Source organism: Streptomyces sp. NBC_00637, assembly GCF_045161545.1.
Classification (GTDB): Bacteria; Actinomycetota; Actinomycetes; order Streptomycetales; family Streptomycetaceae; genus Streptomyces.
In genome coordinates this window covers 7,009,648-7,029,344 of the sequence record NZ_CP109046.1, presented here as the reverse complement: position 1 = coordinate 7,029,344, position 19,697 = coordinate 7,009,648, and the positions used below count along the sequence as shown (strand labels likewise).

Annotated in this window: 17 protein-coding genes; 2 read left to right on the top strand and 15 right to left on the bottom strand. The window is 70.7% G+C overall.

What is annotated here, in order from left to right; genetic code table 11:
* Positions 1–80: 80 nt before the first annotated feature.
* The 15 genes from OG440_RS30940 to pgsA form a co-directional block, all read right to left on the bottom strand.
* Positions 81–2,603, bottom strand: a complete 2,523-nt coding sequence (locus tag OG440_RS30940) for a RelA/SpoT family protein (RefSeq protein ID WP_406010048.1) — start codon at positions 2,601–2,603, stop codon at positions 81–83.
* A gap of 181 nt (positions 2,604–2,784) precedes the next feature.
* On the bottom strand, positions 2,785–3,333 hold the full coding sequence (locus OG440_RS30935) for an adenine phosphoribosyltransferase (protein ID WP_406010047.1): 549 nt from the start codon (positions 3,331–3,333) through the stop codon (positions 2,785–2,787).
* Complete coding sequence (secF, locus tag OG440_RS30930; protein ID WP_406010046.1) at positions 3,330–4,442, bottom strand: protein translocase subunit SecF; 1,113 nt, start codon at positions 4,440–4,442, stop codon at positions 3,330–3,332. Before secF ends, OG440_RS30935 begins: the two co-directional genes overlap by 4 nt.
* 3 nt (positions 4,443–4,445) lie before the next feature.
* Positions 4,446–6,230, bottom strand: a complete 1,785-nt coding sequence (gene secD / locus OG440_RS30925) for a protein translocase subunit SecD (protein ID WP_406010045.1) — start codon at positions 6,228–6,230, stop codon at positions 4,446–4,448.
* Positions 6,231–6,364: 134 nt separating this feature from the next.
* Positions 6,365–6,892 (bottom strand): preprotein translocase subunit YajC, encoded by a 528-nt coding sequence (gene yajC, locus OG440_RS30920; RefSeq protein ID WP_406010044.1) that lies wholly within the window; start codon positions 6,890–6,892, stop codon positions 6,365–6,367.
* Positions 6,893–7,067: 175 nt separating this feature from the next.
* Positions 7,068–8,126, bottom strand: a complete 1,059-nt coding sequence (gene ruvB / locus OG440_RS30915; RefSeq protein ID WP_406010043.1) for a Holliday junction branch migration DNA helicase RuvB — start codon at positions 8,124–8,126, stop codon at positions 7,068–7,070.
* A 9-nt stretch (positions 8,127–8,135) separates the two neighbouring features.
* Positions 8,136–8,741, bottom strand: a complete 606-nt coding sequence (gene ruvA / locus OG440_RS30910) for a Holliday junction branch migration protein RuvA (protein ID WP_406010042.1) — start codon at positions 8,739–8,741, stop codon at positions 8,136–8,138.
* Positions 8,738–9,286, bottom strand: a complete 549-nt coding sequence (ruvC, locus tag OG440_RS30905; RefSeq protein ID WP_406010041.1) for a crossover junction endodeoxyribonuclease RuvC — start codon at positions 9,284–9,286, stop codon at positions 8,738–8,740. Before ruvC ends, ruvA begins: the two co-directional genes overlap by 4 nt.
* 148 nt (positions 9,287–9,434) lie before the next feature.
* Positions 9,435–10,187: a YebC/PmpR family DNA-binding transcriptional regulator gene (locus tag OG440_RS30900; protein ID WP_028806682.1), complete on the bottom strand. Its 753-nt coding sequence runs from the start codon at positions 10,185–10,187 to the stop codon at positions 9,435–9,437.
* Between the two features lie 77 nt (positions 10,188–10,264).
* Positions 10,265–10,873 (bottom strand): pyridoxal 5'-phosphate synthase glutaminase subunit PdxT, encoded by a 609-nt coding sequence (pdxT, locus tag OG440_RS30895; protein ID WP_406010040.1) that lies wholly within the window; start codon positions 10,871–10,873, stop codon positions 10,265–10,267.
* Positions 10,874–10,880: 7 nt separating this feature from the next.
* Positions 10,881–11,792 (bottom strand): pyridoxal 5'-phosphate synthase lyase subunit PdxS, encoded by a 912-nt coding sequence (gene pdxS / locus OG440_RS30890; RefSeq protein WP_020128827.1) that lies wholly within the window; start codon positions 11,790–11,792, stop codon positions 10,881–10,883.
* A 139-nt stretch (positions 11,793–11,931) separates the two neighbouring features.
* Entirely contained in the window at positions 11,932–12,483 is a 552-nt protein-coding gene (locus OG440_RS30885) for a hypothetical protein (protein WP_406010039.1), read from the bottom strand.
* Between the two features lie 32 nt (positions 12,484–12,515).
* Positions 12,516–13,685: a glycosyltransferase family 4 protein gene (locus OG440_RS30880; RefSeq protein WP_406010038.1), complete on the bottom strand. Its 1,170-nt coding sequence runs from the start codon at positions 13,683–13,685 to the stop codon at positions 12,516–12,518.
* Complete coding sequence (locus OG440_RS30875; protein WP_406010037.1) at positions 13,682–14,599, bottom strand: phosphatidylinositol mannoside acyltransferase; 918 nt, start codon at positions 14,597–14,599, stop codon at positions 13,682–13,684. The genes OG440_RS30880 and OG440_RS30875 overlap by 4 nt, the downstream gene beginning before the upstream one ends.
* Entirely contained in the window at positions 14,596–15,393 is a 798-nt protein-coding gene (gene pgsA / locus OG440_RS30870; RefSeq protein WP_406011499.1) for a phosphatidylinositol phosphate synthase, read from the bottom strand. The genes OG440_RS30875 and pgsA overlap by 4 nt, the downstream gene beginning before the upstream one ends.
* A 219-nt stretch (positions 15,394–15,612) precedes the next feature.
* On the opposite strand from pgsA, the gene OG440_RS30865 reads away from it, so the two are divergent.
* Together OG440_RS30865 and OG440_RS30860 are read left to right on the top strand one after the other, a co-directional pair.
* Positions 15,613–17,808, top strand: coding sequence for an elongation factor G-like protein EF-G2 (locus tag OG440_RS30865; protein WP_406010036.1), 2,196 nt, complete (start codon positions 15,613–15,615; stop codon positions 17,806–17,808).
* A 198-nt stretch (positions 17,809–18,006) separates the two neighbouring features.
* On the top strand, positions 18,007–19,668 hold the full coding sequence (locus tag OG440_RS30860; RefSeq protein WP_406010035.1) for a hypothetical protein: 1,662 nt from the start codon (positions 18,007–18,009) through the stop codon (positions 19,666–19,668).
* Positions 19,669–19,697 lie beyond the last annotated feature (29 nt).

Genomic DNA, 19,697 nt, shown 5'->3' with positions numbered 1-19,697 from the left:
CCCGGCCGACGGCTCCGGCCCCGGCCCCGTCATCGAAAAGGCCCCCGTACATCGCGTACGGGGGCCTCTCGTGTGCTCGGCTACGGCCTGCGCGCCGAGGTCACCCGGTACACGTCGTAGACGCCTTCCACGCCGCGTACGGCCTTCAGGACGTGCCCCAGGTGCTTGGGGTCGCCCATCTCGAAGGTGAAGCGGGAGGTGGCCACCCGGTCGCGGGAGGTCTGCACGGCCGCCGACAGGATGTTGACGTGCTGGTCGGACAGGACGCGGGTGACGTCCGACAGCAACCGCGACCGGTCCAGCGCCTCGACCTGGATGGCGACCAGGAAGACCGAGGACTGGGTGGGCGCCCACTCGACCTCGAGGATGCGCTCCGGCTCACGGGACAGCGACTCCACGTTGACGCAGTCGTTGCGGTGGACCGACACACCGCTGCCGCGCGTGACGAAGCCGATGATCGGGTCGCCGGGCACGGGCGTACAGCAGCGGGCCAGCTTGACCCACACGTCGTCGACGCCCTTGACGACCACACCGGGGTCCTGGTTGCTGCGCCGCTTGCGACCACGGGTGCGGGACGGGACCGTCTCGTCGATCTCCTCGGTGGCCGCCTCCTCGCCGCCGAGGGCCTGCACCAGCTTCTGCACGACGTTCTGCGCGGCCACATGCCCCTCGCCGATGGCCGCGTACAGCGAGGAGATGTCCGGGTAGCGCATCTCGTGCGCCAGCGTGACCAGCGAGTCACCGGTGAGGATGCGCTGGATCGGCAGGTTCTGCTTGCGCATCGCTCGCGCGATGGCGTCCTTGCCCTGCTCGATGGCCTCGTCGCGGCGCTCCTTGGAGAACCAGGCCCGGATCTTGTTGCGGGCCCGCGGCGACTTCACGAAGTTCAGCCAGTCCCGGGACGGCCCGGCCCCGGCCGCCTTGGAGGTGAAGACCTCCACCAGGTCGCCGTTGTCCAGGGTCGACTCCAGCGGGACGAGACGTCCGTTGACGCGGGCTCCTATGGTGCGGTGGCCCACCTCGGTGTGCACCGCGTACGAGAAGTCCACGGGCGTGGCGCCGGCCGGTAGCGCTATCACGTCACCCTTCGGGGTGAAGACGAAGACCTCGTTGCGCGACAGGTCGAAGCGCAGGGACTCCAGGAACTCGCCCGGGTCCTCGGTCTCCTTCTGCCAGTCGAGGAGCTGCCGCAGCCACGCCATGTCGTTGAGGTGGTCGTCCTTGCCGGTGGTCCTCGGCTGGTCGGAGCGCACCTTGGAGGTACCGGCGACGGCCTCCTGCTTGTACTTCCAGTGCGCGGCGATGCCGTACTCGGCGCGGCGGTGCATGTCGAACGTGCGGATCTGGAGTTCGACCGGCTTGCCGTTGGGTCCGATGACCGTCGTGTGCAGCGACTGGTACATGTTGAACTTGGGCATGGCGATGTAGTCCTTGAACCGGCCGGGGACCGGGTTCCATCGCGCGTGCACCGTGCCCAGGGCCGCGTAGCAGTCCCTGACCGTGTCCACCAGGACGCGGATGCCCACCAGGTCGTAGATCTCCGCGAAGTCACGGCCGCGGACGATCATCTTCTGGTAGACGCTGTAGTAGTGCTTCGGGCGGCCGGTCACGGTCGCCTTGATCCGGGCGGCGCGCAGGTCGGCCTGGACCTCGTCGGTCACTATGGCCAGATACTCGTCACGCTTCGGTGCCCGCTCGGCCACCAGCCGGACGATCTCGTCGTACATCTTGGGGTAGAGGATCGCGAAGGCGAGATCCTCCAGTTCCCACTTGATGGTGTTCATGCCGAGGCGGTGGGCGAGGGGCGCGTAGATCTCGAGGGTCTCGCGCGCCTTCTTCTCCTGCTTCTCGCGCTTGAGGTAGCGCATGGTGCGCATGTTGTGCAGCCGGTCGGCGAGCTTGATGACCAGGACGCGCGGGTCCTTGGCCATGGCGACGACCATCTTGCGCACGGTCTCGGCCTGCGCGGCCTCGCCGAACTTGACCTTGTCCAGCTTGGTGACGCCGTCGACGAGCAGGGCGACCTGGTCGCCGAAGTCACGGCGCAGGTCCTCCAAGCCGTACTCGGTGTCCTCGACGGTGTCGTGCAGCAGGCCCGCCATGAGCGTGGCCGGGTCCATGCCCAGCTCGGCGAGGATCGTGGTGACCGCGAGCGGGTGCGTGATGTACGGGTCGCCGCTCTTGCGCTTCTGACCGCGGTGCCAGCGCTCGGCGACCTGGTAGGACTTCTCGATCTGGCGCAGCGTCGCCGTCTCGATCTTGGGGTCGTTGCTGCGCACTATCCGCAGCAGCGGTTCCAGGACGGGGTTGTACGGGTTCTGGCGCTGGACACCGAGCCGGGCGAGGCGGGCCCGGACGCGGTTGGAGGAGCCGGAACGGGCCGGAGGCTGCGCGGCTGCCGGGCGGCCCGCGGGAACCACCGAGGAACCCTCGGACGGGTCCGGCTTGGGCCGGGACTGCTCGGCCGGCTTGTCGACGGGCGCGGACCGGTCGTGCTCGACCGCCCCGCGGCTGTCGTCCTTCGCGTGCGACGCGGGTGTGGCCGCGGGCTCCGAGGCGGACTCGGGCTTGGCGGCGGTCAGGTGCTGGGCCTCGTCTGGCAAGAGGACTCCTCGTGCGCGATCCGGGTCACCCGGTCAGGCTCCGGAGCACCCATCGTAGCGATCCTGAGCTCCAGGATCGCCTTCAGCCCGATGTGAGGGCCGTCTACCGGAGAAACACAAGGGGCGGGCTCCGGATTCCTCCGGGCCCGCCCACTTGGCGTACGTCGGTCTGGGACCGCGCTCAGATCGTGAGCAGTGCCTCCAGGGGCGCTCCGCCGAGGGCCGCCTCCAGGCGGGAGCGGCCGGCGAGGAAGCCCAGTTCCATCAGGACGGCGACGCCCGCGACCTGGGCGCCCGCCCGGTGGATGAGCTTGATCGACGCCTCGGCGGTGCCGCCGGTGGCGAGGACGTCGTCGACGATCAGCACCCGGTCGTCGGCGGACAGGTCCTCGGCGTGCACCTCGATCTCGGCCGAGCCGTACTCCAGGTCGTAGGCCTGGCCGAGGGTGGCTCCGGGGAGCTTGCCCGCCTTGCGTACGGGGATGAAACCGAGGCCCGCCCGGACGGCGACCGGGGCGCCCAGGATGAAGCCCCGGGCCTCCAGACCGACGACCTTGGTGGCGCCGGTGCGCTCGGCGATCCCGGCGAACGTGTCGGTGAGCGCGGTGAACGCCACCGGATCCGCCAGCAGCGGGGTGATGTCCTTGAACACCACCCCCGGCTTCGGGTAGTCGTCCACGTCACGGATGCGGCTGTGGAGCAGCGCCGTGATGTCGGTGAGCTCGGTCATCGGCGCTTGCCCGACGGACGGCCACGGCCCCGGCCCCGGGACGCGGGCTGCGTACGCGGCCCGACGACCGCGGCTTCGGCGTCCTGCGGCTCATCGCCGTAGGTGTCGCCGCCGACGGTGCGCGCGGGGGTCTCCTCGGCCGACGCCTGGGCGCGCTTGGCCAGGACCCGCTTCTTCAGCGCCTTGATCTGCGGCTCGCGCTCCTTGAGGTCGGCGACGAGCGGCGTGGCGATGAAGATCGACGAGTACGCGCCGGCCGCGAGGCCGACGAACAGCGACAGCGAGATGTCGTTGAGCGTGCCCGCGCCGAGGAAACCGCCGCCGATGAACAGCAGTCCCGCCACCGGCAGCAGCGCGACGACCGTGGTGTTGATGGAGCGGACCAGGGTGCCGTTGATCGAGCGGTTGGCGATCTCGCTGTAGGTGAAGCGGGTCTGCTTGGTGAGGTCCTTCGTCTGTTCCTTGAGGGAGTCGAAGACGACGACCGTGTCGTACAGCGAGTAACCGAGGATGGTCAGCAGACCGATCACCGTACCGGGCGTGACCTCGAAGCCGACGAGGGCGTAGATGCCGACCGTGATGGTGATGTCGTGGATCAGGGCGACGAGGGCCGCGATGGCCATGCGCCATTCGAAGGCGATCGCCAGATAGATCACGACCAGCACCATGAAGATCGCCAGGCCCTGCCAGGCCTTGCTGGCGATCTGGTCGCCCCAGCTGGGACCGACCAGTTCGGCGGTGATCGTCTCCGGGTCGGTCTTGAAGTCCTTGGCCAGGTCGGTCTTGATCGCGGTTGACTGCTTGATGTCCATGCCGGCGATCTGGATGCGCATCGTGCCGTTGCCCAGCTTCTGCACGACGGCGTCGTGCCCGGACGCCGACTTCGCGTACTCCTCGGCCTGGGAGACGGAGACGCTCGTCTTCTCGGTGGTGAAGACGGCGCCGCCCTGGAAGTCGATGCCCATGTTCAGGCCGCGCACCGCCAGGCCGAGGATGGCCGTGATGGTGATCAGGATCGAGATGCCGTACCAGAGCTTGCGGTGGCCGATGAAGTCGTAGCTGATCTCGCCACGGTGCAGTCGGGCGCCGAGGTTACCGAGTTTCGACATCTCTCATGCCTCCTTCGTCTCGACGGGGCCGGCGGCGGGACCGCCAGGACGGCGGGTGCGGCGCAGCGGGGGCTGGGCACCCAGGCTCTTCGGGTCGAGGCCGGACCACTTGTGGCCGCTCGCGAAGAACTTCCGCCGAGCGATGAGCGTCATCAGCGGCTTGGTGAAGAAGAAGACCACCACCACGTCCAGGACGGTGGTCAGGCCCAGCGTGAACGCGAAGCCCTGGACCTTGCCGACCGTGACGATGAAGAGCACTGCGGCGGCGAGGAACGACACGAAGTCGGAGACCAGGATCGTGCGCCGGGCACGCGGCCAGGCCCGCTCGACCGCGGGACGCAGCGTGCGCCCCTCCCGGATCTCGTCCCGGACGCGTTCGAAGTACACGATGAACGAGTCCGCCGTGATGCCGATGGCGACGATGGCGCCACAGACGGCGGGCAGGTTCAGCGCGAAGCCGATGGCCGGGCCGAGGAGCGCCATGAGCACGTAGGTGAGGGCCGCGGAGACCAGCAGCGACGCGAGCGCGATCATCGCCAGGCCGCGGTAGTAGGCCACCAGGTAGATCACGACCAGCAGGAGGCCGATGGCACCGGCCAGCAGACCGGCGTGCAGCTGGTCACCGCCGAGCGCAGCCGTCACGGTGGTCACGCTCTGCTCCTGGAAGGAGAGCGGGAGCGCGCCGTAGGACAGCATGTTGGCGAGGCCCTGGGCCTCCGCCTGCGTGAAGCTGCCCGAGATCTGGGCCTGGCCACCGGTGATGGAGGAGCTCACGTACGGGCTGGAGACGACGTTGCCGTCGAGCACGATGCCGAACTCGTTCTGCGGCTGGGTGTTCTGCGCGAGCTGGCCGGTGATGGCGGCGAACTTCTTGGCACCGGACTTGTTGAAGTCCATGGTGACCTGCCAGCCGGCGGCGGTCTGCGTGTCGTAGACGGCCTGGGCCTTGTCGACCTCGGTGCCGTCGACGGCGGCCGGACCGAGCACGTACTTGTACCAGACCTTGTCGATCTCACCGCAGGCCACGGTCGTGTCCTCGGGCTTGACGCCCTCGCCGGTCTTGGCCCGGACCGACGCCTTGGAGCAGTCCAGGGCGGCGTACTTGGCCTGGAGCGCGGCGTCCTCCGCGCTGACGGCGGCGCTGCTGCTCGCGGAGGCCGACGGGCTGGCGGAGGAGCTCGCCGTACCGCCGGCGGAGGCCGACGGGGTGGAGTCGGCCTTCAGCGCGTCGGTGACGGCGCGGCCCTGCGAGGTGGCGGAGGCCGACGGGGAGGACGAGGAGGTCGCCTTCTCGCCGGTGCCCGAGGCGCTCGCCGAGGGGCTCGGAGAGGCGCTGGACGAGCCGCTCGCGGAGGCGGACGCGCTCGGCGAGGCGACGGCGGAGCCGGTGGCCTCCTGGGCCAGGACCGGACGGAAGTACAGCTTGGCGGTGGTGCCGACCTGCTCCCGGGCCTTCTCCGAGTTGGTGCCCTTGGGGATGTTCACGATGATGTTGTCGCTGCCCTGGGTCTGCACCTCCGCCTCGGAGACGCCCAGCCCGTTGACACGGCGGTTCATGATCTCGACCGCGGTGTCCATGTTGGCCTTGTTGATCGCGGATCCCTGGTCCGACTTCGCCTTCAGCGTGATGCTGGTTCCGCCGGCAAGGTCGATGCCCAGACGCGGAGTGGTGTGACCGGAGGCGAACATGCCTGCGGTGAGCCCCACGATGGCGATCAGGATCAGGGCCAGCGAGCGCCCTGGCTTGCTCTGGGCACTCGCGCTCCGGCCCTTCTTAGGTGCTGCCACCTTCTCGTACTCCCTCTCGGGCCGCCTGGCGCCGGGTCAGCGCGGCGGCGGCCATGACATGGTGTCGGGATCCCCTGGCGAGATGCGCGCGCCCCGGCGCCGACGGGTGGGACCCGTCGACGCCGGGGACGTGACTACTTCTTCGCGTCGGAGTCGCCGTCGGTCTTCTTCGGCTCTTCCGCGGCCTCGGCGTCGGCCTGCTCGGCGTCGGCGTCGGCGGCCTTCTCCTGGACCTCGTCGGTCGTGTCCTTCTTGCCGAAATCGACGGCCTTGTCGTCGGAGGCGGCAGCTTCGTCGACGGAGGCGTCGGTCTCGGCGGACCCGGTGAGGGAGGAGGCGTCGTCCGGGACGACGTCGGAGTCGGACTTCAGGTCGTGCTCGATGCCGTGGACGATGCGGTTGTACTCGTCGTCGGTCAGGACGGCACCGATGGAGTTCTTCGCGAAGAGCAGGTCGACGCCCGGACCGGCGTCGAGGAGGACCGTGTCCTCGTTGACCTCCTTCACCGTCGCGTACATGCCCCCGATGGTGCGGACACCACTGCCGGGCTGCATGTCACTTCGCATGGCGGCGGCCTGTTGCTGCTTCTTCTTGGCCGACCGGGTCATCAGGAACATGGCCCCGATGAGCACGATGAACGGGAGGAGGGTCACAGGACTCACGGGACGGACTTCCTTCGGACGACCGCGATGGTGGAGCGGCCTGTTGGATGGGGGTTGTGTGCTGCCGACAACGGCGGCATCGGCGGAGTCTAAGCGAGTCCGCGCGCATGGAACAACGCTCAGCATGGCACCTGGGTTCCTGGCCCGGCCAGCACCTCCGCCGCAGCCCTCCGCCTCACGCCCCGAACAGGTCCTGTTGTCCACTTCCCTGAACCGGGGTGAGGCCGAGGTGCGCCCACGCGGCCGGGGTCGCCACCCGCCCCCGGGGGGTACGGGCCAGCAGTCCCTCCCTCACCAGGAAGGGCTCGGCGACCTCCTCCACGGTCTCACGTTCCTCCCCCACCGCGACGGCGAGCGTGGACAGACCGACCGGGCCGCCGCCGAACAGCTTGAGCAGCGCCTCCAGGACTCCGCGGTCGAGGCGGTCCAGGCCGCGGTCGTCCACCTCGTAGACCTTGAGCGCGGCCTCCGCGATCGCGCGGGTGATCCGCCCGTCGGCCTTGACCTGCGCGTAGTCGCGTACGCGGCGCAGCAGCCGGTTGGCGATGCGAGGGGTGCCACGGGAGCGGCCGGCGATCTCGGCGGCGCCTGCGGTGTCGATCTCCACGTCGAGCAGGTCCGCTGAGCGGTGGATGACGCGCTGGAGCTCGGCGGGCTCGTAGAACTCCATGTGCGCCGTGAAACCGAAGCGGTCGCGCAGCGGGGGCGGCAGCAGGCCCGCGCGCGTGGTGGCACCGACCAGGGTGAAAGGGGGCAGCTCCAGCGGGATGGCGGTGGCGCCGGGGCCCTTGCCGACGATGACGTCGACGCGGAAGTCCTCCATCGCCATGTAGAGCATCTCCTCGGCGGGCCGGGACATGCGGTGGATCTCGTCGAGGAAGAGGACCTCGCCCTCCTGGAGGGAGGAGAGGATCGCCGCGAGGTCGCCCGCGTGCTGGATGGCGGGGCCGCTGGTGATGCGGATCGGGGCGCCCATCTCGGCCGCGATGATCATCGAAAGGGTGGTCTTGCCGAGGCCGGGGGCACCGGAGAGCAGCACATGGTCGGCGGTGGCCCCCCGCGCGCGTGCGGCGCGCAGCACGAGGTCGAGCTGTTCGCGGACCTTCTCCTGGCCGATGAACTCGCCCAGGTCCTTGGGGCGCAGCGCGGCCTCGACGGCCTGGTCCTCCCGGTCGGCGACAGAGCCGACCAGCCGTTCCGGGGCGGTGTCCTCGGTCGTGTCGTCCCAGTTCACTGACGTCTCCTAGCGGGCGCGGTTCAAGGTCTGCAGGGCGGCCCTCAGGAGGTGTCCCACCTGGGGTGTGCCGTCGGCGGCCTCGGCCTGCGGGGTCACGGCGGCGACCGCCTCGTCGGCCTCGCGGGTCGCGTAGCCGAGGCCGATCAGGGCGGCGTGCAGCTGGTCGCGCCAGCCGCTGGTGACCGGTGCGCCGACCACGGGGGCGCCGAGCGGCTCGCCCAGGCGGTCCTTGAGTTCGAGCAGCAGTTTCTGGGCGCCCTTCTTGCCGATGCCCGGCACCGCGACGAGGGCCTTCTCGTCACCCGTGGCCACCGCGCGGCGCAGGGCGTCCGGCGCGTGGACCGCCAGCATGGCCTGGGCGAGCCGGGGGCCCACCCCGCTCGCCGTCTGGAGCAGCTCGAAGACCTGGCGCTCGTCGTCGTCCACGAAGCCGTAGAGCGTCAGCGAGTCCTCGCGTACGACGAGGGAGGTGGCGAGCTTGGCCGGGCGGCCGAGCCGGAGCGTGGACAGCGTGTTGGGCGAGCACTGGATGGCCATGCCCACGCCACCCACCTCGACCACGGCGGTGTCGGGAGCGAGTGCGGCGACGGTGCCGCTGACGAAGGCGATCATGCCGTACGGCCTTTCGGTGTCTTCTGTGCGGTGGCCGTGTGCAGGGCGACGGCCTGCTGGAGCCGGTTCTGCGCGGGGGCGCGCCAGATGTGGCAGATGGCGAGCGCGAGGGCGTCGGCGGCGTCGGCGGGCTTGGGCGGTGCGTCGAGCCGCAGCAGGCGGGTGACCATCGCGCCGATCTGGGCCTTGTCCGCACGTCCGCTGCCGGTGACGGCGGCCTTGACCTCGCTCGGGGTGTGCAGGGCCACGGGGATGCCGCGGCGGGCGGCGCACAACATGGCGACGGCGCTGGCCTGGGCGGTGCCCATGACGGTGCGGACGTTGTGCTGGCTGAACACCCGCTCCACGGCGACGCGTTCGGGGCGGTACTCGTCGAGCCACCGCTCCATGCCCTGTTCGATACCGACGAGGCGCTGCCCCAACTCGGCGTCCGCGGGCGTGCGTACGACACCCACGCCGAGCATGGTGAGCGGCCGGCCCGCGACCCCTTCGACGACGCCGACACCGCATCGCGTCAGTCCGGGGTCCACCCCCAATACCCGCACGCGCCTTCCCCTCTTCGCGGCCTGACCGCGCCGCGGTCCGTGGCCGGTGATCTCTGACGTTCGCCAGGCTATCCGCTGCCACCGACAACGACGTCGGGCCGGTAGGACGTGTCCCACCGGCCCGACGAATCCGCTCAGCGCGGCGACGCTACGCGTCGACCTTCTCCATGACCTCGTCGCTGACGTCGAAGTTGGCGAAGACGTTCTGCACGTCGTCGCTGTCCTCGAGGGCGTCGATCAGCTTGAAGATCTTCCGGGCGCCGTCCTCGTCGAGCTCGACCTGCATGGTCGGGACGAAGTTGGCCTCGGCGGAGTCGTAGTCGATGCCGGCCTCCTGGAGCGCGGTGCGCACCGCGACCAGGTCGGTGGCCTCGGAGAGCACCTCGAAGGTCTCCCCGAGATCGTTGACCTCTTCGGCCCCCGCGTCGAGCACGGCGCCGAGCACGTCGTCCTCGGCCAGCTCACCCTTGGGGACGATGACGACGCCCTTGCGGTTGAAGAGGTACGAGACGGAGCCCGGGTCGGCCATCGAGCCGCCGTTGCGGGTCATGGCGACACGGACGTCCGAGGCGGCGCGGTTGCGGTTGTCGGTGAGGCACTCGATGAGCACCGCGACACCGTTGGGACCGTAGCCCTCGTACATGATCGTCTCGTAGTCGGCACCGCCGGCCTCGAGACCGGCGCCGCGCTTCACCGCGGAGTCGATGTTCTTGTTCGGGACCGAGCTCTTCTTGGCCTTCTGGATGGCGTCGAACAGCGTCGGGTTGCCGGACACGTCCGCGCCACCGGTGCGGGCCGCGACTTCGATGTTCTTGATCATCTTCGCGAAGAGCTTGCCGCGCTTGGCGTCGATCACGGCCTTCTTGTGCTTCGTCGTAGCCCATTTAGAGTGGCCGGACATCTGCCTGTCTCCTTCGCGTAACCCAACCTGGACGAACTCCCCGGGCCTGCGGAGCCTGAGGGGACCACCAGATCCTACTAGGACGCCGCCGTCCGGTTCGCGCGCACCATGTCGACGAACAGGGCGTGCACACGGTGGTCACCGGTCAGTTCCGGGTGGAACGACGTGGCGAGCGCGTTGCCCTGGCGCACCGCGACGATGTGGCCCTCGTGCTCGGCGAGCACCTCGGTCCCGGCACCGACGGACTCGACCCAGGGTGCGCGGATGAACACGCCCTCCACCGGGTCGCCCGCGATGCCGTCCACGTCGAGGGCGGCCTCGAAGGACTCGTTCTGACGCCCGAAGGCGTTGCGGCGCACGATCATGTCGATGCCGCCGACGGTCTCCTGGCCCGAGCGCGGGTCGAGGATCTTGTCGGCAAGCATGATCATGCCCGCGCAGGTCCCGTAGACGGGCATCCCGTCACGCACCCGCGCGCGTAGGGGCTCCATCACGCCGAAGAGGACGGCCAGCTTGGAGATGGTCGTGGACTCACCGCCGGGGATGACGAGTCCGTCGACCTCGGCGAGTTCCTCGGGGCGCCGCACCGGCCTGGCCACGGCGTCCGCCGCGGCCAGGGCGATGAGGTGCTCGCGTACGTCGCCCTGGAGTGCCAGGACGCCGACGACAGGGGCTTCGTGGGTCATGGAGTGGTTACCAGCCGCGGTTGGCGTAGCGCTCGGCCTCGGGCAGGGTGTCGCAGTTGATGCCGACCATGGCCTCGCCCAGGTTGCGGGAGGCGTCCGCGATGATCTTCGGGTCGTCGTAGAAGGTGGTCGCCTTGACGATGGCGGCGGCGCGCTTGGCCGGGTCGCCGGACTTGAAGATGCCGGAGCCGACGAAGACGCCCTCGGCGCCCAGCTGGCGCATCAGCGCGGCGTCGGCCGGGGTGGCGACGCCACCGGCGGAGAACAGCACGACGGGGAGCTTGCCCAGTTCGGCGACCTCCTTCACCAGCTCGTACGGGGCACGCAGGTCCTTGGCGGCGGCGTACAGCTCGTTGTTGTCGAAGCCGCGCAGACGGGCGATCTCGTTCTTGATCTGACGCAGGTGGCGGACCGCCTCGACGACGTTGCCGGTGCCGGCCTCGCCCTTGGAGCGGATCATCGCGGCGCCCTCGGCGATGCGGCGCAGGGCCTCGCCCAGGTTGGTGGCGCCACAGACGAACGGGGTGGTGAACGCCCACTTGTCGGAGTGGTTGACCTCGTCGGCCGGGGTGAGGACCTCGGACTCGTCGATGTAGTCGACGCCGAGCGACTGGAGGACCTGGGCCTCGACGAAGTGGCCGATCCGGGACTTGGCCATCACCGGGATGGAGACCGCCTCGATGATCTCCTCGATCATGTTCGGGTCCGACATCCGGGCCACGCCGCCGTCCTTGCGGATGTCGGCGGGCACCCGCTCCAGGGCCATGACGGCCACGGCGCCGGCGTCCTCGGCGATCTTCGCCTGCTCGGCGTCGACCACGTCCATGATCACGCCGCCCTTGAGCTGCTCGGCCATGCCGCGCTTCACGCGCGCGGTGCCGGTCTCGGGGGTCTGGTTTTCGGAGATCGTGCTCGACACGGGGGACCTCACTCGTCGGAAAAGGGGCTTCGGCAGCACTGAGGAAACGCGAGTGGACCAGTCCACAGCAAGGGCCAATGGAAAGCCCGTGGATCCTTTTGGTGGATCTTGCGGGCCACCGGCCGCCGGTTCAGGTCCTTCAGGCCGCGCGGTCGGCGAGGGTGGGCGGCGGCTCGTCGTCCATCTCGAACGCCATCGGGAACGGCGCGTGGCCGGCCAGCCGGAACCAGCGGACCTTGCGGTGCTGGCGCAGTCTGCGGACCGCGCCCACGGCGTCGTTGTGGAAGCGGCGGGCCATGGGGACCCTGCGGACGGCCTCGGTGAGCTCACGGGCCGCCGCGTCTCCCCCGGGCGCCTCGCGCACGACGTCCAGCTGCCGCGCGTCCGCGAAGACGGCCCGCAGCGCCTGGCTCAGCTCGCTCTCGGCGACCTCCCGCTGCTCCTCCTCGGCCTGCCGCGCCGCGTGCGCGGCCTCGTACAGGACGATCGAGGCGGCGGGGTCGAGCACCTTGGAGGTGGCCAGTTCCTGGGCCACGGACGCCCGCCGCACCAGCTGTGCGTCCAGCGCGGCACGGGCGGCGTCGATGCGGGCGTGCAGCCGGTCCAGCCGCCCCGCCGTCCAGCTCAGGTACAGGCCGATCGCGACGAGGACGACAAGGGTCCAGATCAGGGTTGCGGTCACGGGCGGCAAGGCTACCCGTGACCCTCACGGCGACGGGCGGGTCAGTCCCTCGCCAGTCCGAGCCGGGCCCGCAGACCCGCCGATCCCCGGTCGTCGTCGGCAGCCACCGCCGCCGCGCCGGCCGTCACCGTCTCGTACACCGACAGGATGTCCGCGCCGACCGTCGACCAGTCGAAGCGGCGTACGTGCGCGCTGCCCCGCTCCCGCAGCTCGGCCCGGCGCTCCGGGTCGCCGAGGAGCCGGACCGCCGCCTCGGCCAGCGCGTCCGCGTCCTCGTTGGCGAACAGCTCGCCGGCCGCTCCCTGGTCGAGGACCTGGGCGAAGGCGTCCAGGTCGGAGGCGAGCACCGGCGCCCCCGCGGACATGGCCTCGACCAGGATGATGCCGAAGCTCTCACCGCCGGTGTTGGGCGCGACGTACAGATCGACGCTGCGCAGGAAGCGCGCCTTGTCCTCGTCGCTCACCATGCCGAGAAACTCCACCCGCGCGCGCAGTTCCTTCGGCAGGCTCTCCACCGCCTCCTTCTCGTCGCCCCGGCCGGCGATCAGCAGCCGGGCGTCCGGGCGCTCGGCGAAGATCTTCGGCAGGGCCCGCATCAGCACGGGCAGGCCCTTGCGCGGCTCGTCGATGCGGCCGACGAAGCCGATCGTGTCGCCCTGCCACTCGGGGTTGGGCTCGGCCCGGGCGAAGAAGTCGACGTCGACGCCGTTGGGGATGACGACGGCGTCCCCGCCGAGGTGCTCCACCAGCGTGCGCCGGGCGTACTCGCTCACCGCGATCCGCGCGCTGATCTTCTCCAGGGCCGCCTGGAGGATGGAGTACGCGGCGATCATGGCGCGCGAGCGCGGGTTGGAGGTGTGGAAGGTGGCCACGATCGGACCCGAGGCCGCCCAGCAGGTCAGCAGGCCGAGCGACGGCGAGGTCGGCTCGTGGATGTGGACGACGTCGAACGACCCGTCGTGCAGCCAGCGCCGCACGCGGGCCGCGGACAGGAAGCCGAAGTTCAGGCGCGCCACCGAGCCGTTGTACGGCACCGGGACCGCACGGCCGGCCGAGACGACGTACGGCGGCAGCGGGGTGTCGTCGTCGGCCGGGGCCAGGACGGACACCTCGTGGCCGAGCCGGATGAAGTACTCGGCGAGGTCGCGGATGTGGAACTGGACGCCGCCCGGCACGTCCCAGGAGTACGGGCAGACGATGCCGATTCTCACGCGGGGTCCCCGTCCGACGGGCGGGGTTCCAGGTCCGCGAGCCACAACCGCTGCAGCATGTGCCAGTCCTCCGGGTGGTCGGCGATGCCGGTGGCGAAGGCGTCTGCCAGCGACTGTGTCATGACAGACGTCTTCTCGGCCCGCGTACCTGACTCGGGTACCTCGACCGGGGGATGCACCCGGCCCCGCATGACGGGCGAGTCGTCGTACCAGAGGGTGACGGGGAGCAGCAGCGCGCCGGTCTGCTGGGCGAGCAGGGCGGGTCCGGCGGGCATCGTGGCGGTGTCCCCGAAGAAGTTCACCTCGACCCCGGAAGCGGACAGGTCGCGCTCGGCGACCAGGCAGACCAGTCCGCCGTCGCGCAGCCGCCGGGCCAGCGTGCCGAAGGCGCTCCCGCCGCTGTGCGGCAGCACCTCCATGCCGAGGCCCTCGCGGTAGGCGACGAACCGGTCGTACAGCGTCTCCGGCTTGAGGCGCTCGGCGACGGTGGTGAAGGGCGTCCGGAGCTCGGTGGTCACCCAGGCTCCGGCCAGGTCCCAGTTGCCCATGTGGGGCAGGGCCAGGATGACGCCCCGGCCGGAGGCGATCCCGTCGGTCAGGTGATGCACGTCCTTGGGGACGAAACCGTTGCCGACGCGCTCCGCGCTCCAGGTGGGCAGCCGGAAGGACTCCATCCAGTAGCGCAGATAGGAGCGCATCCCGGCGCGCGAGAGCTCGGCGAGGCGCTCGGGGCTCGCGTCGGGCACCACGCGCGCGTAGTTGCTCTCCAGCCGGAGCACGCCCTTGCCGCGCCGCTTCCAGGCGAGGTCGGCGACGGTCCGGCCGAGGCGTACGGCGACGGGCTCGGGCAGCTTCTTGACGGTGCTCCAGCCGAGGCCGTACAGCGCGTCGGTCAGGCGCTCCTGGGCGCTCACTTGGCGGCCTCGCTCCCCTGCGCCTCGTGCCCCTGGGACTCAGGGGACGGAGGAGACTTCGGGGACGCCGGGGACTCCTGCGATTCCGGGGACTCCTGGGCCGCCGCGGCCTCCGCCTCCGCCGATTCGCGCCGGACCGTGACCACCCGCTGGATCAGGGTGACGAGGCTGCCGACGGCTACGATCCACAGCGCGACCGGCAGCAGCACCTGGATGCCGGGCACGCCGAACGTGTGCAGACCCGCAAGGCCTGCCGCGACCAGGGAGATCACCAGGCGCTCGGCGCGCTCCACGAGTCCGTTGACGGCGACCGGCAGGCCGATCGACTCGCCCCGGGCCTTCGTGTACGACACGACCTGGCCGCTGGCCAGGCAGAAGATCGAGACGGCGCACAGGACGTTGTCGTCGCCGTTGCCCGCGTACCAGAGCGCGAAGCCGCCGAAGATCGCGCCGTCGGCGACCCGGTCGAGCGTGGAGTCCAGGAAGGCGCCCCAGCGGCTGGTCCGGCCGAGCTGGCGGGCCATGTTGCCGTCGACCAGGTCGGAGAAGACGAAGAGCGTGATCACGATCGTGCCCCAGAAGAACTCGCCCCTGGGGTAGAAGACCAACGCGCCCGCGATCACGCCGGCGGTGCCGAGGAGCGTGACCGTGTCAGGGCTCACACCCCGGCGGATGAGAAACGCGGCGAACGGTGTGAGGACACGCGTGAAGAATGCACGCGCGTACTTGTTCAGCATGGCCTTCCCGAGGGTCGGTGTCGCCGCGCGGCCCCTGCTGGCCGCCGGCTGGCCCATCGTAGCCACGCGCGCGTGTGTGCGACGGTCGGGCACCCGGACCCCGGTGTCACGGCCCGACGGCATCCGGGTCACGGGCGGGTCGCGTCCGCCGTATGGACGCGCCGTGACGGGAGTGGAAAGCTCGAAGGACCGCGGGCGTCGCCGGAGCCGCCATCGCACGCGGGGCCGCCGTGCCCGCGCCCCCAGTGACCTCACCGTGTTCGGGAGGCAAGGAAAATGGGCGACAAGGCGAACGCACATCCCGGAGCCGCCGGCAGGGCTACAGCGGCCGACCACCCCGCGTCCGTACGGAATGTGGTGCTGGTCGGCCACTGCGGATCGGGCAAGACGACCTTGGTGGAAGCTCTCGCGCTGACCGCGGGAGCGGTGAACCGGGCGGGCCGCGTGGAGGACGGCGGCACCGTCTCCGACTACGACGAGATCGAGCACCGGCAGCAACGCTCGGTCCAGCTCTCCCTGGTGCCGGTGGAATGGGACGGCATCAAGATCAACGTCCTCGACACCCCCGGATACGCCGACTTCGTCGGGGAACTCAGGGCCGGTCTGCGCGCCGCGGACGCGGCCCTCTTCGTCGTCTCGGCGTCGGACAGCGTGGACGGCTCGACCCGGATGGTGTGGGACGAGTGCGCGGCCGTCGGCATGCCGCGCGCGATCGTCGTCACGCACCTGGAGGCCGCCCGCGCGGACTTCGAGGAGATGACGCGGATCTGCGCCGAGGCCTTCGGCGGCGACGACCCGGACGCGGTCCTCCCGCTGTACCTGCCGCTGCGCGGTCCCGAGGGGCCCGACGGGCACGCGCCCGTGACCGGGCTGACCGGGCTGCTGTCCCGGAAGCTGTTCGACTACTCCACCGGCGAACGCGAGGAGTCCGAACCGGGCGAGGACCAGCTGCCGGACCTCGAGGCGGCCCGCAACCGGCTGATCGAGGGGATCATCGCCGAGAGCGAGGACGAGACCCTCATGGACCGCTATCTCGGCGGCGAGCAGATCGACGTCAAGACGCTGATCGAGGACCTGGAGCGGGCCGTCGCGCGCGGCACCTTCTTCCCCGTCCTCGCGGCCGCCCCGGCCGCCGAGGGCGCCCGGCAGGGGCTCGGCACGGTGGAACTGCTGGAACTGGTCACGAGGGGCTTCCCGACCCCCCTGGAGCGCCCGGCGCCCCGCGTGACGACGATCGACGGCGAGCCGCGCGAGCTGACCGCGTGCGATCCGGACGGCCCCCTGGTCGCGGAGGTCGTGAAGACCTCGTCCGACCCCTACGTGGGCCGTGTCTCGCTGGTCCGGGTCTTCTCCGGCACCCTGCGTCCCGACGAGACCGTCCATGTCTCGGGGCACGGCCTGGCCGACCGGGGCCACGAGGACCACGACGTCGACGAACGCATCGGCGCCCTGTCCGCGCCGTTCGGCAAACAGCAGCGGAACCTGACGCACTGCATCGCGGGCGACCTCGCGTGCGTGGCGAAGCTCGGCCGCGCGGAGACCGGCGACACCCTCTCGGCCAAGGGCGACCCGCTCCTGATGGAGCCCTGGCGGATGCCCGACCCGCTGCTGCCGCTCGCCATCCAGGCGCACAGCAAGGCCGACGAGGACAAGCTCTCGCAGGGCCTGGGCCGGCTGGTCGCCGAGGACCCGACGATGCGCCTGGAACAGAACCAGCAGACCCACCAGGTGGTCCTGTGGTGTCTGGGCGAGGCCCACTCGGACGTGGCCCTGGAGCGGCTGCGTTCCCGCTACGGCGTCCAGGTCGACGTCGTCCCGCACAAGGTCCCCCTGCGGGAGACGTTCGCGGCGAAGTCCGGCGGGCGCGGGCGGCACGTCAAGCAGTCCGGCGGCCACGGCCAGTACGCCATCTGCGAGATCGAGGTGGAACCGCTGCCGGGCGGCGCGGGCATCGAGTTCGTGGACAAGGTCGTCGGGGGCGCGGTGCCCCGGCAGTTCATCCCGTCCGTCGAGAAGGGCGTACGGGCGCAGGCGGCCAAGGGGGTGGAGGCCGGCCATCCGCTGGTCGACATCCGGGTCACCCTGCTCGACGGCAAGGCGCACTCGGTGGACTCCTCCGACGCGGCGTTCCAGACGGCGGGCGCGCTGGCGCTGCGGGAGGCGGCGGCCGAGGCGCGGATCCATCTGCTGGAACCGGTGGCCGAGGTGACCGTCCTGGTCGGCGACGCGTACGTGGGCGCCGTGATGAGCGATCTGTCGGGGCGGCGCGGACGGGTGCTGGGCACCGAGCAGACCGGTGGCGGGCGCACCCTCGTCAGGGCCGAGGTGCCCGAGATCGAGATCGGCCGGTACGCGGTCGACCTGCGTTCCCTCTCCCACGGCACGGCGCGCTTCCAGCGCGTGTACGCCCGGCACGAGCCGATGCCGGCGCAGGTCGCCGCGAAGGTCCGCCAACAGGCGCAGAGCGGCTGACGGTTGGTCCCCGCCGGTTCTCAAGTGGCCGGTGGGGCACCGTAGTGGAACATTTCCCTCCCATTCGGCGGGCGGCTTCGGCCGTCCGCCGACGGATGTCGCTGCCTGCGGATACGCTGATGACCTGATCAACAGGTGTGCGAAGTACGGAAGTCGGGAAAGCCGCAGAAGCGGGAGCAGCGGCGATCGGGGGCGGGAATGACCGTTGGCAGCGGTTACGCGGACATCTTCGGACCACAGGTGCCGCAGACGGGCGACGGGGGGCAGACACCGACCTTCGCGCTGGCCTCGGCGGCCTATCGGGACAACCCGGTCGAGGACATCAAGAAGGCCGACAACGAGTGGCACCAGACCGCGGTCAATCCCGGCCGCAGCTGGGCCAGGATCTTCCGGCCCAACCTCGGCGAGGCGTTCTCCCAGGCGGTGATCGACCGCATGCTGGGCGTCGGCCGCAAGCCGCTCATCCAGTCCTTCGGCAGTGAGCCGCAGGCCGTCGTCGAGCACTGCCTCGCGGCCAACCGCATCCGCCGCGAGCGCGACCAGAAGCTCACCGGCGTGATGCTGCTGTGCGGGGTGCTCTTCCTTCCCGGGCTGCTGGTGTGGCTGCTGGTCTTCCAACTGCGGGCCACCATGGGGAAGCTGGACAACAAGCGGGTCTCCGGCGTCGGCACCGGCCTGCTGGTCGCCGTCGGCGCCCTCGCCGTGCTCTTCCTGGTCAAGATGCCGTTCGGCGGCATCGCGGGCTGGTATGCGCGCGGGTGCGTCGTGGCGCCGGTGGTCGGCTGGTTCCTGGCCAAGCGGATCTGCGAGGGCACCGCGACGGACCTGCGCGGCCGCTGGGACAGCCTGCTGTCCGGCAGCAGCGTCGGCGCAAAGGTCCCCGAGGCGGTGCCGACCAGCCCGAACCAGACGGCGGCCGAGCAGCTGCGCCAGTCCCTGGCCCGGCTCAGCGCCGAGCAGCAGTCCAACTCGGTCTTCTACGCCGGCCCCAAGGGCATACTCGGCATGGGCACGCGCTGGGGCGCCTGGCACCTCGCGGAGGAGCTGACACCGCTCGACCCCGTCAAGGGCGTGCACGAGTTCCGCAGCTGGACGGTCGTGCGGGCCATCCACGACCAGCTGAACCTGCTGCCCCGGCAGAGCCTGAAGACCGGCGGTTTCCCGCCGCCCACGGTCCGGCACTGGATCGTCACCCCGGTGGGCGAGAACGCCAAGGCGGTCGCCCGGCCGGAGGGCACCGACGTCGAGGCGTACCAGGTCAAGCCGAGGGCCATAGAGGACATCTGCAACAACCAGCAGTTCGGCGGCGGCGACCGGCACTACCTGGGCGTCCAGTGGCCGCTCTGGGACGGTCAGTTGATCATCACCATGCTGATCACGGTGACGGTGCTGCACGAGACGCTGCGCATCGAGGTCACCGGGCACGCCCTGGGCCCGGTGAACGGCCTGTTCACCACGAAGTCCGAGGCCCCCGTCAAGGAGGTCGCCAAGAGCGTCCGGTTCTGGGAGACGCGGACGGTCAAGCTTCCGCTGGTCACCGCCGACGAGGTCGTCCGGCTGGCCGCGCGGGCCACGATCAGCTGGTATCCGCCGCTGCTGAAGTGGCTCGGCGGCTCCATCGGCCTGCCCGAGCCCTTCGGTCTGCGGCACGCCTGGGCCGACCAGCCCTGGCGTCACCGCTTCATGGCCGACGACGCGCTGCGCGCGGCCACACCGGTCCTGCGCGTGGTCCACACGGCCGCGATCAAGGTGCTCAAGGAACACGACGTGGACATCGACAAGTTCAGCTCGCGCTCGTCGGCGCTCAGCGGTGCCGTCCAGGACGTGTCGCCGCGCAAGGCGGACACGTACGACGCGTAGGCCTCCGGCGGTCGGCCGGAATCGTGCGG

Bases quoted from the DNA above. Each gene is read 5' to 3' on its own strand.
- OG440_RS30935 (WP_406010047.1), bottom strand. From the start codon at position 3,333: ATGACCGAGCTCACCGACATCACGGCGCTGCTCCACAGCCGCATCCGT.
- secF (WP_406010046.1), bottom strand. From the start codon at position 4,442: ATGTCGAAACTCGGTAACCTCGGCGCCCGACTGCACCGTGGCGAGATC.
- ruvA (WP_406010042.1), bottom strand. From the start codon at position 8,741: ATGATCGCCTTCGTCAGCGGCACCGTCGCCGCACTCGCTCCCGACACC.
- OG440_RS30900 (WP_028806682.1), bottom strand. From the start codon at position 10,187: ATGTCCGGCCACTCTAAATGGGCTACGACGAAGCACAAGAAGGCCGTG.
- pdxT (WP_406010040.1), bottom strand. From the start codon at position 10,873: ATGACCCACGAAGCCCCTGTCGTCGGCGTCCTGGCACTCCAGGGCGAC.
- pgsA (WP_406011499.1), bottom strand. From the start codon at position 15,393: ATGGGCCAGCCGGCGGCCAGCAGGGGCCGCGCGGCGACACCGACCCTC.
- OG440_RS30865 (WP_406010036.1), top strand. From the start codon at position 15,613: ATGGGCGACAAGGCGAACGCACATCCCGGAGCCGCCGGCAGGGCTACA.
- OG440_RS30860 (WP_406010035.1), top strand. From the start codon at position 18,007: ATGACCGTTGGCAGCGGTTACGCGGACATCTTCGGACCACAGGTGCCG.